Raw genomic sequence first — 18910 nt, 5'->3', positions numbered from 1 at the left:
ACGCGGGGCGGTTTCGGTGGCCGGGTCGATAGCTCCACCCCTAGGGACTCGAAGAACTTGAGTTCGACCCCGATTCTGTTCGGCCGAGAATGGGGAATCGCTTCTTGGGGGTGGAAATGCTAGTGGGGAGTGTGAAAGTCTCCGAACGAGCGACCCCCGGCGATGAGCGACCGAAGCGGGCGGTGAAACGATGGTAGACCCGGCGACTGCGAGTCGACTCCAGTTCGCGGTGACGACCATCGTCCACATCATCTTCCCCGTGATGAGCATGGGACTCGCGCCCTTCCTCGTCTACTTCACGTGGAAAGACATCCGGACCGGCGCGCCCCTCTACGAGCGTCTGCGTCGGTTCTGGACGAAGATTTTCGCGGTGAGCTTCGCGGTCGGGACGGTGACGGGGCTGGTGTTGGAGTTCGAGTTCGGCACCAACTTCGCGGCGTTCTCGACCGCGGCGGGCGAACTCTTCGGCGGTCCCCTCGCGGTCGAGGGGATGATGGCGTTCATGCTGGAGGCGACCTTCCTCGGCATCTTCGTCTTCGGCAGAGAGCGCGTGGGCGACAAACTCTACTTCGTGTCGTCGCTGATGGTCGGCCTCGGCACGTGGCTGTCGGCGGTCTGGATTCTCGTGGCGAACTCGTGGATGCAGACGCCCCGCGGGTTCGAAGTCGCCCGCGAGAGCGGCCAGCTGACCATCCTGCTGACCGACCCCATCGCGGCCTACGCCAACCCGCGGTTCCCGTGGATGTTCGTCCACATGCAGAACGCCGCGGTCCTCTCGGTCGCGCTGTTCATGGCCGGTGTCGCGGCCTATCACGTCTATCGACGCCACCACCTCGGCGTGGTGGACGGGGGGAACCTCGACGACCGGTTCTGGCGCGCGACCCTGAAGATTGCGCTCGTGGCGCTCATCATCTCCGCGCCCCTGCAAGTCCTGCACGGCGACGCCTACGCTCGGCACGTCTTCGAGACCCAGCCACAGAAGTTCGCCGCGATGGAGGCGGTCTGGGAGACCGACAGCTACGTCCCCGAGTACATCTTCGCCTTCCCGACCAGCATCGACGACCTGCTGAACCCGCGCGCGAAGGAAATCTTCGGCATCGGGATTCCGGGCGGGGCCTCGTGGCTGGCCTCGGGCGGAAATCCGCAGGCCGAGATTACCGGCCTGAACGAGTTCGAAGGCTCGCCCCCGGTCGCCATCGTCTTCTGGTCGTTCCGGGCGATGGTGGCGCTCGGATTCTGGTTCATGCTGCTGGCGTTCTGGGCGGGCTATCGCTGGTGGTCCGGCGAACTCTACGAGGACCGCCTGCTCCACAAGGCGCTGATGGCCTCGTCGGTGCTGGGCATCGTCGGCGTCGAGTTGGGGTGGATAGTCACCGAGGTCGGCAGGCAACCGTGGGTGATTCAGGGCGTGATGAAGACCACCGAGGGCGTCTCGCCCGGCCTGACTGGCGCGGAGGCCACCCTGACGCTGGCGGGATTCGTCGGGGGCTACCTCGTCCTGCTGTCGCTGTACACCTACATCATCGGGCGACTGGTCCGACGCGGCCCGGCCGAGCGCGAGGAGGCCGAGCGCGACCAAGCGCCGAGTCCGGCACCGACCGGGGCGGGTGACGATGACTGAGGTCGCTCCGCTTCCCCTCGAAACGGTCTGGTTCGGGATTCCGCTCTCGGACTTCTGGTTCGTCGTCGTGTTCGCCTTCCTCGCCATCTTCCTGTTCCTCGACGGGTGGGACTTCGGCGTGGGGGTCATCTTCGCCCTGCGCGAGGACCACCACGAGCGCGAGCAGTGCCTCGCCGCCATCGGCCCGTTCTGGGACGGCAACGAGGTCTGGCTGGTGGTCTTCGGCGGGGCGCTGTTCGCGGCCTTCCCGCCGGTGTACGCCACCCTGTTCAGTCGCCACTACCTGCTGCTGTTCGGCGTCCTCGGGGCGCTCATCCTCCGGGGTCTCGCCCCCGAGATGTACGAACAGCGCGAGGACGAGGGCTGGCAGACGTGGTGGGGCCGGGCCTTCGTGGTCGGGAGCGTCGGCGCGCCCTTCCTGCTGGGCGTCTTCGCCGCGAACTGGTTGCTCGGCATCGAGGGCATCGCGCTCGTCTCGGTGGTGGCGGGCCTCGCGCTCGTCGCGCTCAACGTCGCCTCGGGCGCGGCCTTCCTCCGACTGAAGACCACCGGCCCGCTCCGCGAGGAGATGCCCGACTACGGGATTCGCGCCACGGTGGCCTACCTCGCGCTGGTCGTGGTCGTCCTCGGCCTGCTCGCGCTCCGCCCGGCGATTCGGGACGCGCTCCTCGCGCCCGCACCACTCGCGCTGGTCGTCGGGTCGGTCCTCCTCGGCGTCGGATACCTCCTCGCGGCCCGCGGCGGCCACCCCTACGTCGCGCTCGGGACCTCGGGCGGCATGACTGGCGCGTTCATCGCGCTCGTCGCGGTCCTGCTCTACCCCACCATCGAACCGATGACGGGGCTGACCGCCGAGGAGGCCATCATCGGCGCGCCCGCGGTCGAGTTGCTGACCATCGGGGCCGCGCTGTTGATTCCGCTGGTGCTGACCTACTTCGCCGTCCTCTATTCGGCGTTCAGCGGTCCCATCGAGGTGGGAGAGTCGTACTGAGAGACAGACTAAGCACTGTATTTGGTTCTTTAATATATAATAATGTTTTCTAAATGTGGGTAAAGGTTGCTTAGTGGCTGAACGGCCAGATGGGTTCGGCGACCGCGAACCGCGCGAGGGCTTTCGAGGACGTTGCTGTCCCGACTCTTCCTCCGATTCCGAGCGCAAGGCCTCTCGAAACCTAACTCTCTCCACTCGCAATCACGGCAAAATCGCTGTATCTGGCTGTTCGCCTCAGTCGCGCTGGGTGTGAATCTCCTCGGCGATTTCGTCCAACTCCTCGTCGGTGAGGTCCGGGCGCTCGCCCGCCACGGCGTGGATGGGGTTGCCGCCGTCGCCGTCGAACCGCGGGATGATGTGGCCGTGGAGGTGGGGTACCTCCTGTCCGGCGGCCTCGCCGTTGTTGAACGCGACGTTGGTCCCGTCGGCGTCCACGGCGTGTTCGACCGCGGTGTTCAGGCGGTGGAGCGCGCCGAAGACGTGGGCGGCCACGTCCTCGGGGGTCTCCTCGAGGGTCTCGTAGTGGTCCTTCGGGATGACGAGCGTGTGGCCCGGCGCGAGCGGATTCGCGTCGAGGAAGGCCATCGCGGTGTCGTCCTCGAAGACTTTGCGACTCGGGATGTTGCCGTCCACTATCTGACAGAAGATGCAGTCGTCGTCGCTCATGGCTCTGATGGGTGTGTTTGACCGCGCGGCGTAAGAAGTTTGAGGCTTCACCTTACTTGGACGGAGGCTCGCACAACGGTCGTACGATGTGCCTGCACTAGACCTCGAAGATGTCGACTTACAACGATTCTTTCGCCGAGGGAACAGCCATCGCCTGAACGTACTGTATTCGACCCGTCTCTCTACTCTTCGAACCTCTTTTGAACTTACTGAAAGAAAGCGTAGCGGAGAGGCTTCTACCTGGGCACTACTTATTCGGGTTGTGCTTTGGTGCCTTTGAGCTTACTCCTACGACTTCAACTTCGCCGTGATTACGGATATGGACCTCGGGAGTGACTGTAACCGTTTTAATTTTGTACTCCCGCTGTTTCGGCTTCCGCCACGGTTCTTGCCATTCTTCTCCCCCTGCGATAGTTACGTCTTCGGGGTTCTTCTCGACGGTTTTGTAGGCTTCAACGCTAACCTGTTGTGGAGAGAGCGTAACCTTCTTTTCCTTTCCCGCTCGAATTGAAGCCTTCTTACCACTAATATCTGCGGTAATATCACCATTTTGCTCAGTTATCGCTATTTTGGGTTCGTTGTATCCCTCTTTGATAGCGAGACGCTCGGTAACACGATAATCGTCCAGAACTTTCGTTGCGAGGCCCGAGTTTTGACACTGACCATGTTTCGCCGGCAAGGAACTAAAGCCCGAATTGGCCACTGCTGAGTCGTTATTTTTCACGACTCGAAGGTCTTCAACTGCGTATTCTTCGTTCACGTAGAGCGTAGACTGGTCTTGATCAACGACGTACGTGCGTCCGAACTCGTCAAAGTGTGAAAACGGGTAGTAGTATTCGTCGTTCGATGGAACGGTAACGTCGTGACCGATACGTAGTTCGCTAAATTGTACCGACCCGTGAGACGACGCTTCCACCACACTACTGGCAAGACCAAATCCTGCAACTGCACCGGCCGATTTGAGAACGCTACGTCGGTGAACGTTAGACGAATTTTTTTCACTCATCTTTAGTAATAGGTAGCCGTTTGATCCATCGCATCAACTGTACAATTGCTGAGCGTCGTATTATATGCCTGCTCGAAGGAGCAACTGTCAGAGCAACTCCCGTGGTCTCCATGTTTGTTTTCATAGCTCGTACACATCGGCGACGTATCGTTGACTCCGCCACAGTAGAGTTTTCCGAGGTCGTGTTGTGAATCCTCGATGTAGCTGTCGGAGATTACGCCGTTGTCGAGGAAGTTATGGTGGACTTCGTGAATTCCGCCATTCTTCCAAAACTCTTTGGCCAGTTCGGTCCCCATTACACAGGCCTGCCAATTTCCGTTGAAGGGTGTCGCACCGTTGTTCCCGAGATTCCCACAACCGTACGAAATATACTCGGTCACGAGGAGATGCGACCCGACTGGTGGGTTCTTCGGTTTCAGCCACTCTTCGAACTTATCGAGTAGTCCGTATCCGTCACACCCTGAGGTACTTCCATCGTGTCCTAGTTGTGGGTTCTCACCCGTCTTCGATATTTCGTAGTACCCGATAACTCCGTTGTCGTATAGTTGGTCACACGCATTCTCAAGCGCGGTCAGCATTGCACCATCGATTTCACCCTCGTCGAAGTACCTGTTCGGGTACTGGTAGATGGACATTCGATTCTCCGCCGCTATTGGATCGCCCCGTGACGATTGCAGACTGTAACTAACCATGCAATTAGCGAAAACTAAACTCCAAAACTTATAATTTTCTAATTCTGAAAGTATAAATATATGTCTATAAAATTGTTATTTAATTATACAAAATCTCGCACTAGCATAAGAATCTATGAGATTCAGTCTTCGAGGGCAGTAAAGACTACTTAAAATAACTGCTGATAAGGAATGGAAATTCGATCAGCGGCTCACTTCGTCGATATCAATCTGGTCTTGTTGGATAGTTATATCGACACCTGTACTGTCCTGTTTCGCACGTGCGTCCCACTCGTGGGACGCGCGCCGGTTTTCATTGACGACTATTTCAAGTCGTTTCCGCCCATCTTCACTAAATGGTTGTTCGTATTCTCGACTATTCCCGGGGGCGAGCCTGAACGTGTCGTCTATGAGGCTCTGCTCGTCTTCTATCCGATATACTCTAAGGAGAACCTTTATTTCGCTGTTCGTGGCATTATATATGCTAATCTCGCTGACTGTTCCTCCCATCTGTGGAGAGAAACAACCGGCGACTACTGATGAAGTAGTCATAGCTGACGTTGCGAGTACACGACGTCGGGTCAGCAACCTCTCTTCTGAGGTCATATAGCGTGGGAAACAATTGTAGAAAAAAGCTGTTTCGATATAATACATAGCTGTCTCTAAAATAATAATAAATTTATATGTTATGGGAAATTACAATACGAATCTCCAAGCAATCGTTACAAGAACCACGCCAATTACAGACCCAACTGCACAACCGAACCCAATTTAACTCCGTAGGCGAACAGAACAGGTATGAGCAGGTTCGAGGACACCGACGACCAAAGCTCGTCGAGCAGCCGAACGCGGTTCGGCGAAGTCGAAGACCAGTACGACCCCGACGCGGTCGAAGACCGGGTGTTCGACTACTGGGACGAGGTAGACGCCTACGAGAAGACCGTGGAACATCGCGCCGACGAGGAGACGTTCTTCTTCGTGGACGGGCCGCCGTACACCTCCGGCGCGGCCCACATGGGCACGACGTGGAACAAGACCTTGAAAGACGCCTACATCCGCTACCTCCGGATGCAGGGATACGACGTGACCGACAGGCCGGGCTACGACATGCACGGCCTGCCCATCGAGACCAAAGTCGAGGAGCAACTCGGCTTCGAGAACAAGAAGGACATCGAGGAGTTCGGCGAGGAGAACTTCATCGAGGAGTGCAAGGAGTTCGCCGAGGACCAACTGGAGGGCCTCCAGTCGGACTTCAAGTCCTTCGGCGTCTGGATGGACTGGGACAACCCCTACAAGACGGTCAACCCCGAGTACATGGAGGCCGCGTGGTGGGGCTTCGAGCAGGCCCACCAGAAGGGGCTGGTCGAGCAGGGCCAGCGCTCCATCTCCCAGTGTCCCCGGTGTGAGACCGCCATCGCCAACAACGAGGTCGAGTACGAGGACGTCTCCGACCCCTCCATCTACGTCAAGTTCCCCCTGCGGGACCGCGAGGGCTACCTCGTCATCTGGACGACGACCCCGTGGACCATCCCCGCCAACACCTTCGTCGCAGTGGATGGCGACGTAACCTACCAGCAGGTCCGCGCCACCAAAGACGGCGAGGAGGAAGTCCTCTACCTCGCAGACGGCTGTATCGAAGAGGTCCTGAAGAAGGGTCGCTACGACGACTACGAAGTCGAAGGCGAGTTCACCGGCGAGGAGATGGTCGGCTGGAAGTACGACCACCCCCTCCACGAGGAGGTCCCCGACCACGCCGACGGCGAGGACGCGCTACAGGTCTACACCGCCGACTACGTGGAAGTGGACCGCACCGGGCTGGTCCACTCCGCGCCCGGCCACGGCGAAGAGGACTTCGAGCGCGGCACCGAGCTGGGTCTGGACATCTTCTGTCCGGTCGGCGGCGACGGCGTCTACGACGACTCCGCCGGGGAGTACGCCGGACAGTTCGTCAAGGACGCGGACGACGACATCATCGCCGACCTCGAAGACAAGGACCTGATGCTCTCTTCGGGCACGACCCACCACAGCTACGGCCACTGCTGGCGGTGTGGCACCGGCATCATCCAAATCGTCACCGACCAGTGGTTCATCACCATCACCGACGTGAAAGACCAACTGTTGGACAACATCGAGGACAGCGAGTGGCACCCTGAATGGGCACGTGATAATCGGTTCCGCGACTTCGTTGAGGAGGCCCCCGACTGGAACGTCTCCCGACAGCGCTACTGGGGCATCCCCATCCCCATCTGGACCCCTGAAGACTGGTCCGGAAACATGGACGACGTAATCGTGGTCGGTACCCGCGAGGAGTTGGCCGAGAAGGTGGACCAAGACGTAGACCCCGAGGACGTGGACCTCCACAAGGGCACCGTGGACGACCTCACCATCACCGACGAGGGCACGACCTACACCCGCGTCCCCGACGTGTTCGACGTGTGGCTGGACTCGTCGGTCGCCTCGTGGGGCACCCTCGACTACCCCGAGAACGACGACAGGTTCGACGAACTCTGGCCCGCCGACCTCATCATGGAGGCCCACGACCAGACCCGCGGGTGGTTCTGGTCGCAACTCGGCATGGGCACCGCCGCCGTCGGCGAGATTCCCTACGAGGAGGTTCTGATGCACGGTTACGCCAACATGCCCGACGGTCGCGGCATGTCCAAGTCCAAGGGCATCCTCGTGGACCCCAACGAGGTCATCGACGAGTACGGCACGGACCCGATGCGGATGTTCCTCCTCTCGTCGAACCCGCAGGGCGAGGACATGCGCTTCTCGTACGACGAGACCGGCGAGATGCAGCGGGACCTCAACATCCTCTGGAACGTCTTCCGGTTCCCGCTTCCCTACATGCGCCTCGACGGGTTCGACCCCGACGAGACCACGCTGGACGACGTGGACGAGAACCTCGAACTCGTGGACGAGTGGGTCCTCGCGCGCCTCCAGTCGGTCGTCGGCGAGATGACCGACCACTGGGAGGACTACCGACAGGACAAGGCGCTCGACGTCCTCCTGAACTTCGTGGTCGAAGACGTCTCGCGGTTCTACATTCAGGTCGTCCGCGAGCGAATGTGGGAAGAGGAGGACAGCGCGAGCAAACTGGCGGCCTACGCCACCTTCTACGAGGTCCTCTCGACGGTCGTCGCCCTGCTGGCACCCTACGCGCCCTTCGTCACCGAGGAGATTTACGGCGCGCTCACCGGCGACGAGGGCTACGACACGGTCCACATGCTCGACTGGCCCGAGGTCGACGAGTACTGGCAGGACGCCCAACTCGAAACCGACGTGAGCCTGCTCCGGGCCATCGAGGAGGCCGGGTCGAACGCCCGCCAGCAGGCCGAGCGCAAACTCCGCTGGCCGGTCACGCGCGTCGTGGTCAACGCTGACGACGAGCGCACGGTCGAAGCGGTCGAGCGCCACCGCGACCTACTGGCCGACCGCCTCAACGCCCGCGAAATCCAGCTCGTCGCGCCCGGCGAGAACTGGGGCGAACTCCACTACTCCGCCGAGGCCGACATGAGCCTCCTCGGGCCCGAGTTCGGCGACGACGCCGGTCGCGTCATGCAGGCGCTCAACGACGCCAGCATCTCGGAGCCGACGCTCCCCGCGCTCGAAAACGCGGTCGCCGAGGACACCGGCATGGACGTGGACCTGACCGAGGAGATGGTCGAGTTCGTCACCCAGACCCCCGAGGGCGTCACGGGCGTCGGCTTCGACACCGACGGCGACCAGCGCGGCGTCGTCTACGTCGATACCGAACTCACCGAGGACATCGAGAGCGAGGGCTACGCCCGCGAGGTCATCCGCCGCGTCCAGGAGATGCGCAAGGAGATGGACTTAGACATCGAGGAGCGCATCCGCCTCGACCTCGACGTGGCCGACGACCGAGTCGCTGGCCTCGTGGAAGAGCGCATGGACCTCGTGAAAGAGGAGGTCCGCGCCGACGAGGTCGGTGACGTCGAGGACGGCCACCGCAAGACGTGGGACGTCGAAGGCGTCGAGATGGAGATTGCGGTCGCGGCGCTGGCGGAAGCAGAAGCGTAGAACGGAAAACCGCGGCTCGTCTTAAATTTCTTCGGCAATCACGGGCGCGACAGAGACCTCGCTCACCGGTCGCTCGATGGTGTCGGTCCCGCAGATCGACTCGACGCCCGCCTTCGAGAGCTTCGTGTAGGCGTCGGCGGCCAGCATCGGGTGGACGCAGGTGACGTAGACGTTGCTCGCGCCCTTCTCGGCCAGAATCTCGACCGCGCCGGACATGGTCGAGCCGGTGGCGATGATGTCGTCGGTCACGACCACGTCCCGTCCTTCTACGTCGGTGTCGCTCGGGGTGAGTTCGACCTCGGTGCCCGAGAGGCGCTGCTTCTCGAAGTAGTCGGTGTCGCCCGCGCCGTAGGCGTCGCGGACCGTCGCGGCGATGTCGAGCGCGCCCTCGTCGGGCGAGAGGAAGACGGGGTCGGTCAGGTCGGCGGGAAGCGGGTCCGCGAGCCGCCCCGCGGCGTCGATTGGCTCGGCGGGCACGTCGAAGAAGTCGCAGACCGCGTTCTCGTGGGGGTTGACCGTCAGCACGCGGTCGGTCCCCGACGAGATGGCCCGAGCGACCGCGCGGGCCGAGATGGGGTGGCCCTCCTCGAAGGCCTCGTCTTGGCGGGCGTAGCCCATGTAGGGGAGGACCGTGACGACTTCTTCGGCACCCCACTCGCGGGCGGCGTCCTGCAGTTGGAGCAGTTCGACGTGGGCGTCCGAGGAGACGGTCGAGGCGACCACGATTGCGCGCTCGGCGTCGGCCTCCTCGGCGGCGAATCCGGGCGCGGCCGCCAGCAGTTCGCCGTCGGGGAATCGCTCGTACTCGACGCTTGCGAGTGGTTCGTCCAGTTCGGCGGCCAGTTCGGCCGCGAGGGCCTGCGAGGCGGACCCGCTGATAATCATACGCGAGGGGTGTACGTCGGCGGGTAAATCGGTTTTCAATTGTGTTCTCGGGGTTCCGTTCTCGCCTGAATCAGAGCCGTCTCAAGATTGTCTTCTGCACGTATGGCTGTTCTTCCCAGTTTCGAGCGTTGACGATGACTTCTGCGACCGCTTGCCCCTCTCGCTTGGAGACCAATCCGCCTTCGCTCATTTCGACTAACACGTCGAACGACGAGAGCCACTCGGTGGTCTCGTTTAGTCGCCGGAGAATTGCGGTTTTGCTCTTGAAGTCGTCGCTGACCATCGCGTCGGCCTCAATGCCATTCGCTTGCACGATTGCCGCGGTTTCACCACCATCTAAATCCCAATCTGGTGGGTCGTCGTGGCCCTCCTCGCCAGCGTACGGTTCTCGTACTTCGTATCCGTTTCCTTCTGCTTTGGTCACGACCGCTGCGGCAGCGGCGACGAGTCGGTCTGAATCCGGTTTTGGCGGTGATTCGCCGTTCCCGAGAAGCGTTTCGTCTGCCTCGCTCGCAAGACCGTACAGTTCGTCAAAAATCGTCTGCGGGATGGTCACGTCGTAGTTGGTCAAGAACAGTCCGAACGGTTCGACGTTGTCTCCGTGGTGGTACTCGGGGGCGACCACAGGAATTGCGAGGCTAATCAATCCGCCCGTGTCACCGACTGTGATGCTCGGCACCGACATTCCTCTCTCACTCGCTACGTTTCGTCTGTCTCGTCTCCCGTCGGGGTCGGTGCCGTATCGGGGTCGAAATCACCGTACACGTCTTCATCGACCGAGTTACCGGGTAGCTCGTTCGGCTCTCGGTCTAGTCGTTCTTTGAGATGCTGATAGGCCCTCGCCTCCTCTTGACCGAGGAGTAACACGAGACTCTCGTAGGAGATGTCGTCTGCGTAGAAGTCCTTCTCGATACGCCGCCTGACGCTTTCGGAGTCGAGCATCGCGTCGATTTGCTCCCGAAGCGCGGTTTTGACGAACTGGTTTTCGGACTGTCCGAACGCTTCCGCGACGACCGAGAGTCGCTCGACGAGGACGGGCGGCAACGCCTCTTCTTGACCCTCTTCGCTTCCGAGTCCGCTCGTCGTTATCTTCACCGCCCGAGACGAGTCCGACATAGGTATCTCTAGCCGTTCGGGGTCACTTAGCTATTTTCCTCATCACCCCTCTCGTTGCAGTTCCTCTCCTTTCCTTCGGTTAGCCGATCGATTGTCGAAACAAATACAATTGCGTGCTAGAGCAACAAAAATATATTCTTAACGATTTAAATTCTATCTCTGTCCCTACGGCGCGGCGACCGCCCGCACCCCGCGAATCCCGAGAATCTGGTGGTTCCAGCCGTCGCCGACCGACAGCAGGAAGGTGCCGTCTTCCGTGACCGCGTACGCGCCCTCCTCGCCGTGGTCGAGCGCGACGATTTCGCCCTCGACTGGCAACTCGACTTCGCGCCACTCGTCCTCGTCGTGGGCGAACAGGCCTTCCTCGCTCGCGGCGTGTGCCCAGCCGAGGAGTCCCGCATCTGCCGCCGCCGCATCGACCGCGCTGAACTCCCCGCTCAGCTCGTCCATCCAGCCGTTGCCGAGCTTGTAGAGGCCCTCCTCGGTCGCGGCCAGCGGCACCCCGTCGGTGGACACGTCCCGAACGCCGTCGAGACCGACGTGCTTGAGGCCGCCGTCGGTGGCCTGATAGACGCCCGAATCGGTCGCCACGAAGTCGCCGTCGATGGCGCGCACGTCGTCCACCTCGCCGAGGTCGGTCCAGTCGCTGTCGGTCTCCTCGCCGACCGTCGCGTTCCCGCGGAGGAGCGTGCCCCCCTCGCGCGCCACCAGCAGTTCTCCGCTCTCGCCGCCTCTCGCGTCGCCGAGGCCGACCGCCGTGGCCGGGCCGACGCCGAGGGCCTCGAACTCGACCTCCTCGTCGCCCTCGCCGTTCGCTTCGTCGGCGTTCTCGTCCGGCGCGCTCTTGCCGAACACGCCGACCAGCACGTCCTCGTCGGTTGCGACCGCGAGGCGACCGTCCCGGCCCGCGGCGTCGCGGGCCGAACACCTGCGGGCCAGTCCGAACTCGCCCACGAGGTCGTCTGAGGTATCGACCCGCGTCACGCCGAGGTCGCCGACGACGTAGACCGGCGTCGGCCCCTCGCTGGCGTCGTACACCCGCTTCTCGTCGATACTGATGCCCATGTCCGGACCTTCTCGCAGAAGCGTGGAAAACGTTCGGATTGGGCCGCGGGGAGTGCTTCGGCGAGTACGAACCGTGTGCCGGTGACGAGTCGAGATACATTTCTGAAAGGACGGAAGTATGAAACAAAAGCTGCGAGGAGAGCGAGAACCGCGCTCCTGTCTGAGAACCCTTCTCCACCTCGGCGCGCTCCGGAATAACTTTTGCCCGTGGGTCCCGACCCACGAATATGAAAGTTTTCGGGTCGAGCGGAACTCGCGGGGTCGCCAACGAGGCGCTGACCCCCGAGTTCGTGCTCAAAGTCGCCAAGGCCGCGGGGACGGTGTGGCGGTCCGACCGAGTGGCGGTCGCCCGCGACACCCGTGCCACCGGGGAGATGCTCGCCGACGCCGCCGCCAGCGGACTCGCCAGCGTCGGCGCGAACGTCGATAGGTTGGGAATCGTCCCCACGCCGGGGGCACAGGCCTACGCCGAGCGCGAGGAGACCCCGGTCGTGATGATTACGGCCTCGCACAACCCGCCGAAGTACAACGGCGTCAAACTCATCGGCGACGACGGGGTCGAACTCGCGGTCGCGGACTTAGAGCGCATCGAACAGAAGTTCCTCGCCGAGAAGTTCGAGTCGGTCCCGTGGAGCCAGACCGGCGAGAGCCGCCACGTCGAAGGCGTGCGCCGGGAGTACGTCGAGGCGCTCCTCGACGCCGTGGACCGCGAGAAGATTGCGGACGCCGACCTCACGGTGGCGGTGGACCCCGGCCACGGCGCTGGCGCGCTCACCAGCCCCGAGTTCTTCCGGAAACTCGGCTGTCGGGTCGTCACCGCCAACAGCCAGCCCGACGGCCACTTCCCCGGTCGGAATCCCGAACCCGTCCCCGAGAACCTCGGCGACCTCGGCCGACTCGTCGCCGCGACGGACGCCGACGTGGGAATCGCCCACGACGGCGACGCCGACCGCGCCATCTTCTACGACGAGAACGGCGAGTACGTCGAGGGCGACGCCACCCTCGCGGCGCTCGCGGCGGCCGAACTCGAACCGGGCGACTCGGTGGTCTCGGCGGTCAACGTCTCCCAGCGCCTCGTTGACGTGGCCGACGAGCGGGACGCCTACCTCGAACTCACGCCCATCGGTTCGACCAACATCATCACTCGCATCCGCGAACTCGAAAAGCAGGGCAAGTCCGTCCCGGTCGCCGGCGAGGGCAACGGCGGCATCTTCTTCCCCGACTACCGACTCTCGCGTGACGGTGCCTACACCGCCGCGAAGTTCCTCGAACTGCTGGCCGACCGCCCGGCCAGCGAGGTCGTCGCGCCCTACGACGGCTACCACAACGTCCGCATCAACATCGAGTACGACGGCGACGCCGAGCGCGAGGCCCTGCTGGCGGCCGCAGAGCGCGAGGCCCAAGACTCGGACGCCGAGATGACCACCCTCGACGGCTACCGCCTCGACTACGGCGACGCGTGGGTGCTGGCTCGACCCAGCGGGACCGAACCGATGGTCCGCATCTACGCCGAGGCCCGCGACGAGGCCCGCGCCGAGGAGTTGGCCGAAGAATTCGAAGGGCAGTTGCGGGCGGCGAAGGCAGAGGTCTGAGGTTCGAGAGATCGAATCTACCGCTCGGGATACTCGTCCCGCGCTTCTTCTAACTTCTCTCGCCGCGCTCGCAACTCCTCTAACTCCGACTCTACTTCACCACTCGCCACCTTCTCGCGCTCCGAATCCGACAGCTCCGTCTTCGCCTCGGCGGCGGTCCGCAGGCGCTCGAATTCGTCCTCGTCCCTGACGAGCGACTGGACTCGCCGGAGGTCGGCGACCACCTCGTCGTCGGCGAACCGGGCGACGACCGAGACTAACTCCTCGACGCGCCACCGCAGGTCGGCGGCGGGCTTCGGCGGCCAGTCCACTTCGAGCGGGTCGGCGTCGAGTCGTTCGAGGTAGGTCTGGTTGGTCGCCACCGCGCGCTTGAGGTCGGCGGGGTTCTCGACGTAGTGGTCGAGTTTCGAGTTCGAGTACCCGGCGTACTGAAGCAGGTCCGCGATGGGTTCGGTGCCGACCTCGCGGGTCTCGACGTACTCCCGCAGGTTCTCGGGCACGTCGCGGAACTCGACCAAGGGGTAGTCGTCGGCGGCGGCGACGAATCCGAGGACCTCGCGGGCGCTAGCCTCGGATTTGAACGCGGCGAAGGCGTCGGCGACCGCCTCGTTGTAGCGCTCGATTGGCTCGCGGATGTCCTCGATGGGCGCGTCCAAGTCGGCGTCGCCGAGTTCGACCAGTCGCTCGCGCTCGGCGATTTCCTCGCGGAGGTCCGCGATGGCGTGGCCCACGTCCCGGCGAATCTCGCGGAACCGTTCGAGTGCGGCTTGGCGCTCGTCCAGCAGGCCAGCGATTTCGCCCGCGGGTTCGAGGTCTGCGCGGGCGGCCTCGAAGTCCGAGTCGTTGAGTCGGCGCTTGTCGAACCGGTCGTTTGCGGTCTCGAAGGCGTCGCGCTCGGGCATCTCGTCGGGCACGTCCTCGACCAGCGTGGCGAACTCCTCCTGAAACTGGATGAAGTTGCGGAAGTTCTCCTTGCCGGTACCGGTGGCTTGGCCCTCGTAGCGGTCGAGCAAGTCGGTCGCTCGCCGGTAGGCGTCGGCGACCTGCTCGACGGTCTCCTCGCCGTACTCCTCGATTCGGCGCTCGACGTCGCGGTACTCCTCGTCGGCGTCGGCGAGTCTCGCGGGGAGGTCGGTCTGGGTCGTCGCGGTGGTTGATTTGCTCATCGCTATTCGTACACTTCGTCGGGGTCGAAGGCCTTCTCGCCGACGACCTCGCCGTCGAGGGTTCGGTAGAAGCACGACTCGTAACCGGTGTGGCACGCCCCGCCCTCTTGGTCGACGAGGTACAGCAGGGCGTCGCCGTCGCAGTCGGCCCGGACCTCGCGGACGCGCTGGACGTGCCCGCTGGTCGCGCCCTTCTGCCAGAGTTCGTCTCTGCTCCGGGAGTAGTAGTGGGCCAGTCCCGTCTCGCGGGTCTGCTCGACGGCCTCGGGGGTGACGTAGGCCAGCATCAGCACCTCTCCGGTGTCTGCGTCCTGTGCGACTGCGGGGATGCGACCGGTCTCGCCGAAGTCGAGTTCGACGGCGGAAGCGGAGCCGTCCGCCTCGGAGTCGGCGTCCGCCTGCTCGGGGTCGGCAGTAGGGGCGTCGCTCATAGCCCCGACTTCGGCTTTCCCGGCGAAATGTTTTGCGTGTCTACCGACAGCGGTGTTCGGAGAAGCATGACCAACCACCCGCTTCGGTCGGTGACACAAACCACGTCCTGGCGTCTGCGCGAGCGAAGCGAGCGCAGGCTCGGAGGACGCCGTTTGTCCTCCGGCGGACTGAAAGGGCGAGCGCCGGAAGACAAACCGCATCTTCCGAGATCACGTTCGCTTCGCTCACGTGACCGCGAACCGCGCGAGGGCTTTCGAAACCATCGTTCCTATTTTGATGATGTATCTATCCGAGCAGTCCCAATCTCGACCGCGTGTAGCACAATTCAACGAACTCGACTACGCGCAGTCGAGGGTATTTGTGTCTCGCCGCCGTGTCTCTACTCCATGTCACGCCGGGGGGTGGTCGTCGCGCTACTCGTCGCTCTCGCGCTCGTCGCGGTTCCGGTCGCGTCAGCCTTCGCTCACGAAAACCACGGAGCGACAGCGGAGTCCGAGGGCGGCATCGAGGGCGCAATCGGAGGAGTCGCGGAGAGTCACGGACTGGCGAGCGCGCTCCTCGTCCTCTTGGCGGGCGGCCTCCTGCTGACCGCCTGCGTCGAGAAGCTAATCAGCTACCTGACTCGCGCGGCGCTCGGACTGCGCACGTCGCTGTTCGCGCTCGCCATCGTCTTCACGGGGTTCGAGTTCGACGACACGGTGCTGGCGCTGGTCCTCTCGGCGGGGGACCTCGAAGGGGCGGCGCTCGGGACGGCGCTCGGGACCGGCCTCGCAATCGTCGGCGTCACGCTCGCGCTCGCCGCAATCGTGAAACCGTTCTCGGTGGACCTGCCGACCGACTACGTCGCGCTGTTCGCGCTCGCACCGGTCGCGCTGGTCCCGTTCGTCCTCGCCGGGACGCTGACGTTCGTCCACGGACTCGCGCTGGTCGCGGCGTTCGCGCTGGCGTTCGGCTACGTCGTCGTCCGCGAGCGCCAGCGAGAGACGCCGGTCTTCCGGAACTCCGAACTCGGCCGGTCGATACGCTCGGACGGTGGAGTCGCCGTCCCCGCCTCCCTGTCATCGATTCCAGAGGACAGATTTGTCGGCAGTCCGAGCGATTCCGGGTGGGTCTGGATTGCGCTCGCGGTTCTGGCGCTGGTCGGCGTCGTCTTCGCGTCGATGTTGCTGGAAGCGGGGTCGGAGGTCGCCGTCGAGGAGATGGACATCGAGGAGACCGTCTTCGGCGCGACGGTGCTGACCGCCATCCTGACCTTCGAGGACGTGATGCTCACGCTCGAACCGGTCCGGCGCGGCGTGCCGGAAATCGGCGTCGGCAACGTGGTGGGGAGCGTCCTGTTCTCGCTGACCGGCAACGTCGGGGCCGTCCTGCTGTTGAGCGACCTCCGCATCTCCGAGTCGGTGCTGGGCTTCCACCTCCCTGCGGTGGTCGTCGTCACCGCACTCGCGGCCTACTTCTTCCACGAGGGTCGCCTGAAGCGGTGGCACGGCGTCCTGCTCGGCGGTCTCTACGCCGCCTACTGGGGAGTCGCGCTCGTCGTGTTCGGCGGCGTTCCGCTCGGCGGATAGCCGCAAAGAATGAAGAATATTTTCTAAGGACAACTATATAATTCCTTAGTGATTGTTCTGTTGGTTGAGCCGGGCTCCTGTCGAAGGCGAGGAGGACCGCACCACGACAGCACAGCACCGCTACCGCGCCCCGTGCCTCCCCGTCCCCTCGCGCCTGTCGGCGCTCGTTCGGCGCGTCCCGCGGACTGTCGCAATCCGCGGAACCTCCGCGGACTGTCACAATCCGCGAAACCCCCGCGGACCGCTCACTCGCCGCCGTCGCCGATTTCGGCCCGGCCGCTGGTGGCGCTCCGGACGCGGTCCCGCAGGTTCTCGCCCTCCGTCTCGGGCACCCGGACGTCGAAGGCCGCGCGCTCGCCGTAGTCGGCGTCGAACTCGGCGTCCGCGCTCTCCAAGATTCCGCGCACAGTCCCCGAATCGTCGTACTCGACCGCGATGGAGAATCGCTCGTGGGGTCGCTGTTCGGTGATGCCAGCGTCCTCGATGGCCTGCTTGACCGCGCTGGAGTACGACCGGGCCAGTCCGCCGACGCCGAGGTTGGTCCCGCCGTAGTACCGGGTCACGACCGCGACGACGTTCTCGACCTCCTCCTGCTGGAGGACGTTCAGGGCGGGTTTGCCCGCCGACCCCGAGGGTTCGCCGTCGTCGTCGCCGTACTCGCGCAAAATGTCACCGCCGGTCCGAACCCGATACGCTGGCACGTTGTGGGTCGCGTCGTCGTACTCCGCGCGAATCTCGGCGACGAACGCCTCGGCCGCCTCGCGGTCGGCCGCCGGCGCGGCGTGCCCGATGAACTCCGACCCCTGCACTTCGAAGGTGGCCTGCCCTCGCCCCGCGACCGTCCGGAAAGTCTCCTCAGCCATTCGTCTCGTCTCCGGGTTCGGCCTCGTCCACCTTTCCTCCGTCGGTCGTGGTTTCGTCGGCGGGGTCGTCGGAAATCTCCTCGCTCGCGCGACTCTCGACTATCGAGGAGGGGTCCGACCCCAGCGACTCGGCGGTCTGGACCCGCCCGGTGACGGGTTCGCCGTGGACCAGCGGCGGGAGGACGATGCGCGCGAGCTGGACCGCCACGACCACCAGCAGCGGCCCCAGAAACAGGCCGTACCAGCCGAACAGCATCGTCCCGCCGATGTAGGCGAACACCATCAGGCCGCCGTGGACGCTCCGCCCGGCGATGTACGGACGCAGAATCGCCACCGGAAGGAGGTCGAGCAGGACGAAGCAGGTGACGAAGAACACCGCCGGGAACCAGAGCGGGCCGGGGCCGGGCGCTGTCACGGCCAGATACGTCAGATAGATTCCCACCGGCACGTAGACGATTTTTCCGACCACGAGCGGCACGAGCGTCGCCAACCCGGTCAGCAGCGCCAGCAGGGTCGGCACCGGTACGTCGATAGTTCCCGGCGCGAGCGTGCCGACGAGGAGGTTCAGCCCGTTGTAGACCACCACGCCCAGCGCGATGACCGCGAAGACCGTCAGGACGTTGCCCACGAAGACGGTGTGGAGGTCCTCGTCCACGGCCTCGAAGTAGGCGTTGGCCGCCGACCCCTCCGGTCCGAACTGGTCGCGGAACCACGCCGCGATGCGGTCGTCCTCGCGCAGGAGCGTGAACGCCAGCAGAAACGCGAGTACGAGATGGGCCAGCCCCGCGGTCACAGTCGTAAAGGCCGAAATCATCGCTGAGAGCATCTCTTGGGCCTGTCCGCGAACCGGACCCGGACCGATGACGCCCCTTGCGTTCTCGACCAGTGCCGAGGCCTGCTCGGGCGACCCCGGCACGAACCGGGCGTAGGATTCGAGGTCTGTCCCGGTCAGTTGACTCAACTGGTCGAGACCCACGAGGACGGTGTACCCGACCAGCGCGAAGACGGGCACGAGGACGATGACGAGAGTCAAGTCGGCGGCGTGACTCGACGAGAGCTCGGTCCGCAACCGCCGGTAGAGCGGGCGCGTCCCGTAGTAGATGAACACGCCCAGCACGACCGTCCCGACGAACGCCCAGAGGACGAATCCGAACACGCCGACCACGGCCAGCGTAAATATCCACCACGCGAGACGCTCGCGGTCGTCGGGAAGTCCGACCATACGCG

The 18910-nt window shown here is 63.7% G+C and carries 17 protein-coding genes; 5 read left to right on the top strand and 12 right to left on the bottom strand.

All coding sequences use genetic code 11. From position 1 onward, the window contains the following. Positions 1–190 precede the first annotated feature (190 nt). Together EPL01_RS08705 and EPL01_RS08700 are read left to right on the top strand one after the other, a co-directional pair. A complete protein-coding gene (locus EPL01_RS08705) occupies positions 191–1621 on the top strand; it encodes a cytochrome ubiquinol oxidase subunit I (protein ID WP_135824872.1) in 1431 nt (476 codons plus the stop codon). Continuing rightward, complete coding sequence (locus tag EPL01_RS08700) at positions 1614–2612, top strand: cytochrome d ubiquinol oxidase subunit II (RefSeq protein ID WP_135824871.1); 999 nt, start codon at positions 1614–1616, stop codon at positions 2610–2612. The genes EPL01_RS08705 and EPL01_RS08700 overlap by 8 nt, the downstream gene beginning before the upstream one ends. A 234-nt stretch (positions 2613–2846) precedes the next feature. On the opposite strand, the gene EPL01_RS08695 is transcribed toward EPL01_RS08700, so the two are convergent. The 4 genes from EPL01_RS08695 to EPL01_RS08680 all read right to left on the bottom strand — a co-directional run bounded on the left by EPL01_RS08695 (position 2847) and on the right by EPL01_RS08680 (position 5561). Beyond that, on the bottom strand, positions 2847–3278 hold the full coding sequence (locus tag EPL01_RS08695; protein WP_135824870.1) for an HIT family protein: 432 nt from the start codon (positions 3276–3278) through the stop codon (positions 2847–2849). A 247-nt stretch (positions 3279–3525) separates the two neighbouring features. After that, entirely contained in the window at positions 3526–4038 is a 513-nt protein-coding gene (locus EPL01_RS08690; protein WP_135824869.1) for a hypothetical protein, read from the bottom strand. Positions 4039–4286: 248 nt separating this feature from the next. Further along, positions 4287–4919, bottom strand: a complete 633-nt coding sequence (locus EPL01_RS08685; RefSeq protein WP_135824868.1) for a hypothetical protein — start codon at positions 4917–4919, stop codon at positions 4287–4289. A gap of 240 nt (positions 4920–5159) precedes the next feature. Further along, entirely contained in the window at positions 5160–5561 is a 402-nt protein-coding gene (locus tag EPL01_RS08680) for an Ig-like domain-containing protein (protein ID WP_135824867.1), read from the bottom strand. 192 nt (positions 5562–5753) lie between these two features. Between EPL01_RS08680 and ileS the strand changes: the two genes are divergently transcribed. Continuing rightward, positions 5754–8996: an isoleucine--tRNA ligase gene (ileS, locus tag EPL01_RS08675; RefSeq protein ID WP_135824866.1), complete on the top strand. Its 3243-nt coding sequence runs from the start codon at positions 5754–5756 to the stop codon at positions 8994–8996. A gap of 21 nt (positions 8997–9017) precedes the next feature. On the opposite strand, the gene EPL01_RS08670 is transcribed toward ileS, so the two are convergent. The 4 genes from EPL01_RS08670 to EPL01_RS08655 form a co-directional block, all read right to left on the bottom strand. Further along, positions 9018–9881, bottom strand: a complete 864-nt coding sequence (locus EPL01_RS08670; protein WP_135824865.1) for a ribose-phosphate diphosphokinase — start codon at positions 9879–9881, stop codon at positions 9018–9020. Positions 9882–9951: 70 nt separating this feature from the next. Further along, on the bottom strand, positions 9952–10560 hold the full coding sequence (locus tag EPL01_RS08665; protein ID WP_135824864.1) for a hypothetical protein: 609 nt from the start codon (positions 10558–10560) through the stop codon (positions 9952–9954). A gap of 20 nt (positions 10561–10580) precedes the next feature. Further along, complete coding sequence (locus EPL01_RS08660; protein ID WP_135824863.1) at positions 10581–10997, bottom strand: hypothetical protein; 417 nt, start codon at positions 10995–10997, stop codon at positions 10581–10583. A gap of 165 nt (positions 10998–11162) precedes the next feature. After that, positions 11163–12062 carry an HVO_0234 family beta-propeller protein gene (locus EPL01_RS08655; protein ID WP_135824862.1) on the bottom strand — a complete coding sequence of 300 codons (900 nt, stop codon included), beginning with the start codon at positions 12060–12062 and terminating at the stop codon, positions 11163–11165. A 227-nt stretch (positions 12063–12289) separates the two neighbouring features. Between EPL01_RS08655 and glmM the strand changes: the two genes are divergently transcribed. After that, positions 12290–13654 carry a phosphoglucosamine mutase gene (gene glmM / locus EPL01_RS08650; protein WP_135824861.1) on the top strand — a complete coding sequence of 455 codons (1365 nt, stop codon included), beginning with the start codon at positions 12290–12292 and terminating at the stop codon, positions 13652–13654. 17 nt (positions 13655–13671) lie between these two features. On the opposite strand, the gene EPL01_RS08645 is transcribed toward glmM, so the two are convergent. Beyond that, positions 13672–14820, bottom strand: coding sequence for a DUF7118 family protein (locus tag EPL01_RS08645; protein WP_135824860.1), 1149 nt, complete (start codon positions 14818–14820; stop codon positions 13672–13674). Between the two features lie 2 nt (positions 14821–14822). Continuing rightward, a complete protein-coding gene (hisI, locus tag EPL01_RS08640) occupies positions 14823–15251 on the bottom strand; it encodes a phosphoribosyl-AMP cyclohydrolase (RefSeq protein WP_135824859.1) in 429 nt (142 codons plus the stop codon). Positions 15252–15638: 387 nt separating this feature from the next. On the opposite strand from hisI, the gene EPL01_RS08635 reads away from it, so the two are divergent. Next, positions 15639–16820 carry a sodium:calcium antiporter gene (locus tag EPL01_RS08635; protein WP_135824858.1) on the top strand — a complete coding sequence of 394 codons (1182 nt, stop codon included), beginning with the start codon at positions 15639–15641 and terminating at the stop codon, positions 16818–16820. A gap of 245 nt (positions 16821–17065) precedes the next feature. On the opposite strand, the gene EPL01_RS08630 is transcribed toward EPL01_RS08635, so the two are convergent. Both EPL01_RS08630 and EPL01_RS08625 read right to left on the bottom strand, forming a co-directional pair. Continuing rightward, a complete protein-coding gene (locus EPL01_RS08630) occupies positions 17066–17683 on the bottom strand; it encodes an IMPACT family protein (RefSeq protein ID WP_135824857.1) in 618 nt (205 codons plus the stop codon). Next, on the bottom strand, positions 17676–18905 hold the full coding sequence (locus EPL01_RS08625) for an AI-2E family transporter (protein WP_135824856.1): 1230 nt from the start codon (positions 18903–18905) through the stop codon (positions 17676–17678). Before EPL01_RS08625 ends, EPL01_RS08630 begins: the two co-directional genes overlap by 8 nt. Positions 18906–18910: the final 5 nt, after the last annotated feature.

This window comes from Halorussus ruber (assembly GCF_004765785.1).
GTDB lineage: Archaea > Halobacteriota > Halobacteria > Halobacteriales > Haladaptataceae > Halorussus > Halorussus ruber.
The sequence above is the reverse complement of the archived record's forward strand: the minus strand, read 5'-3'. Positions and strand labels throughout refer to the sequence as shown.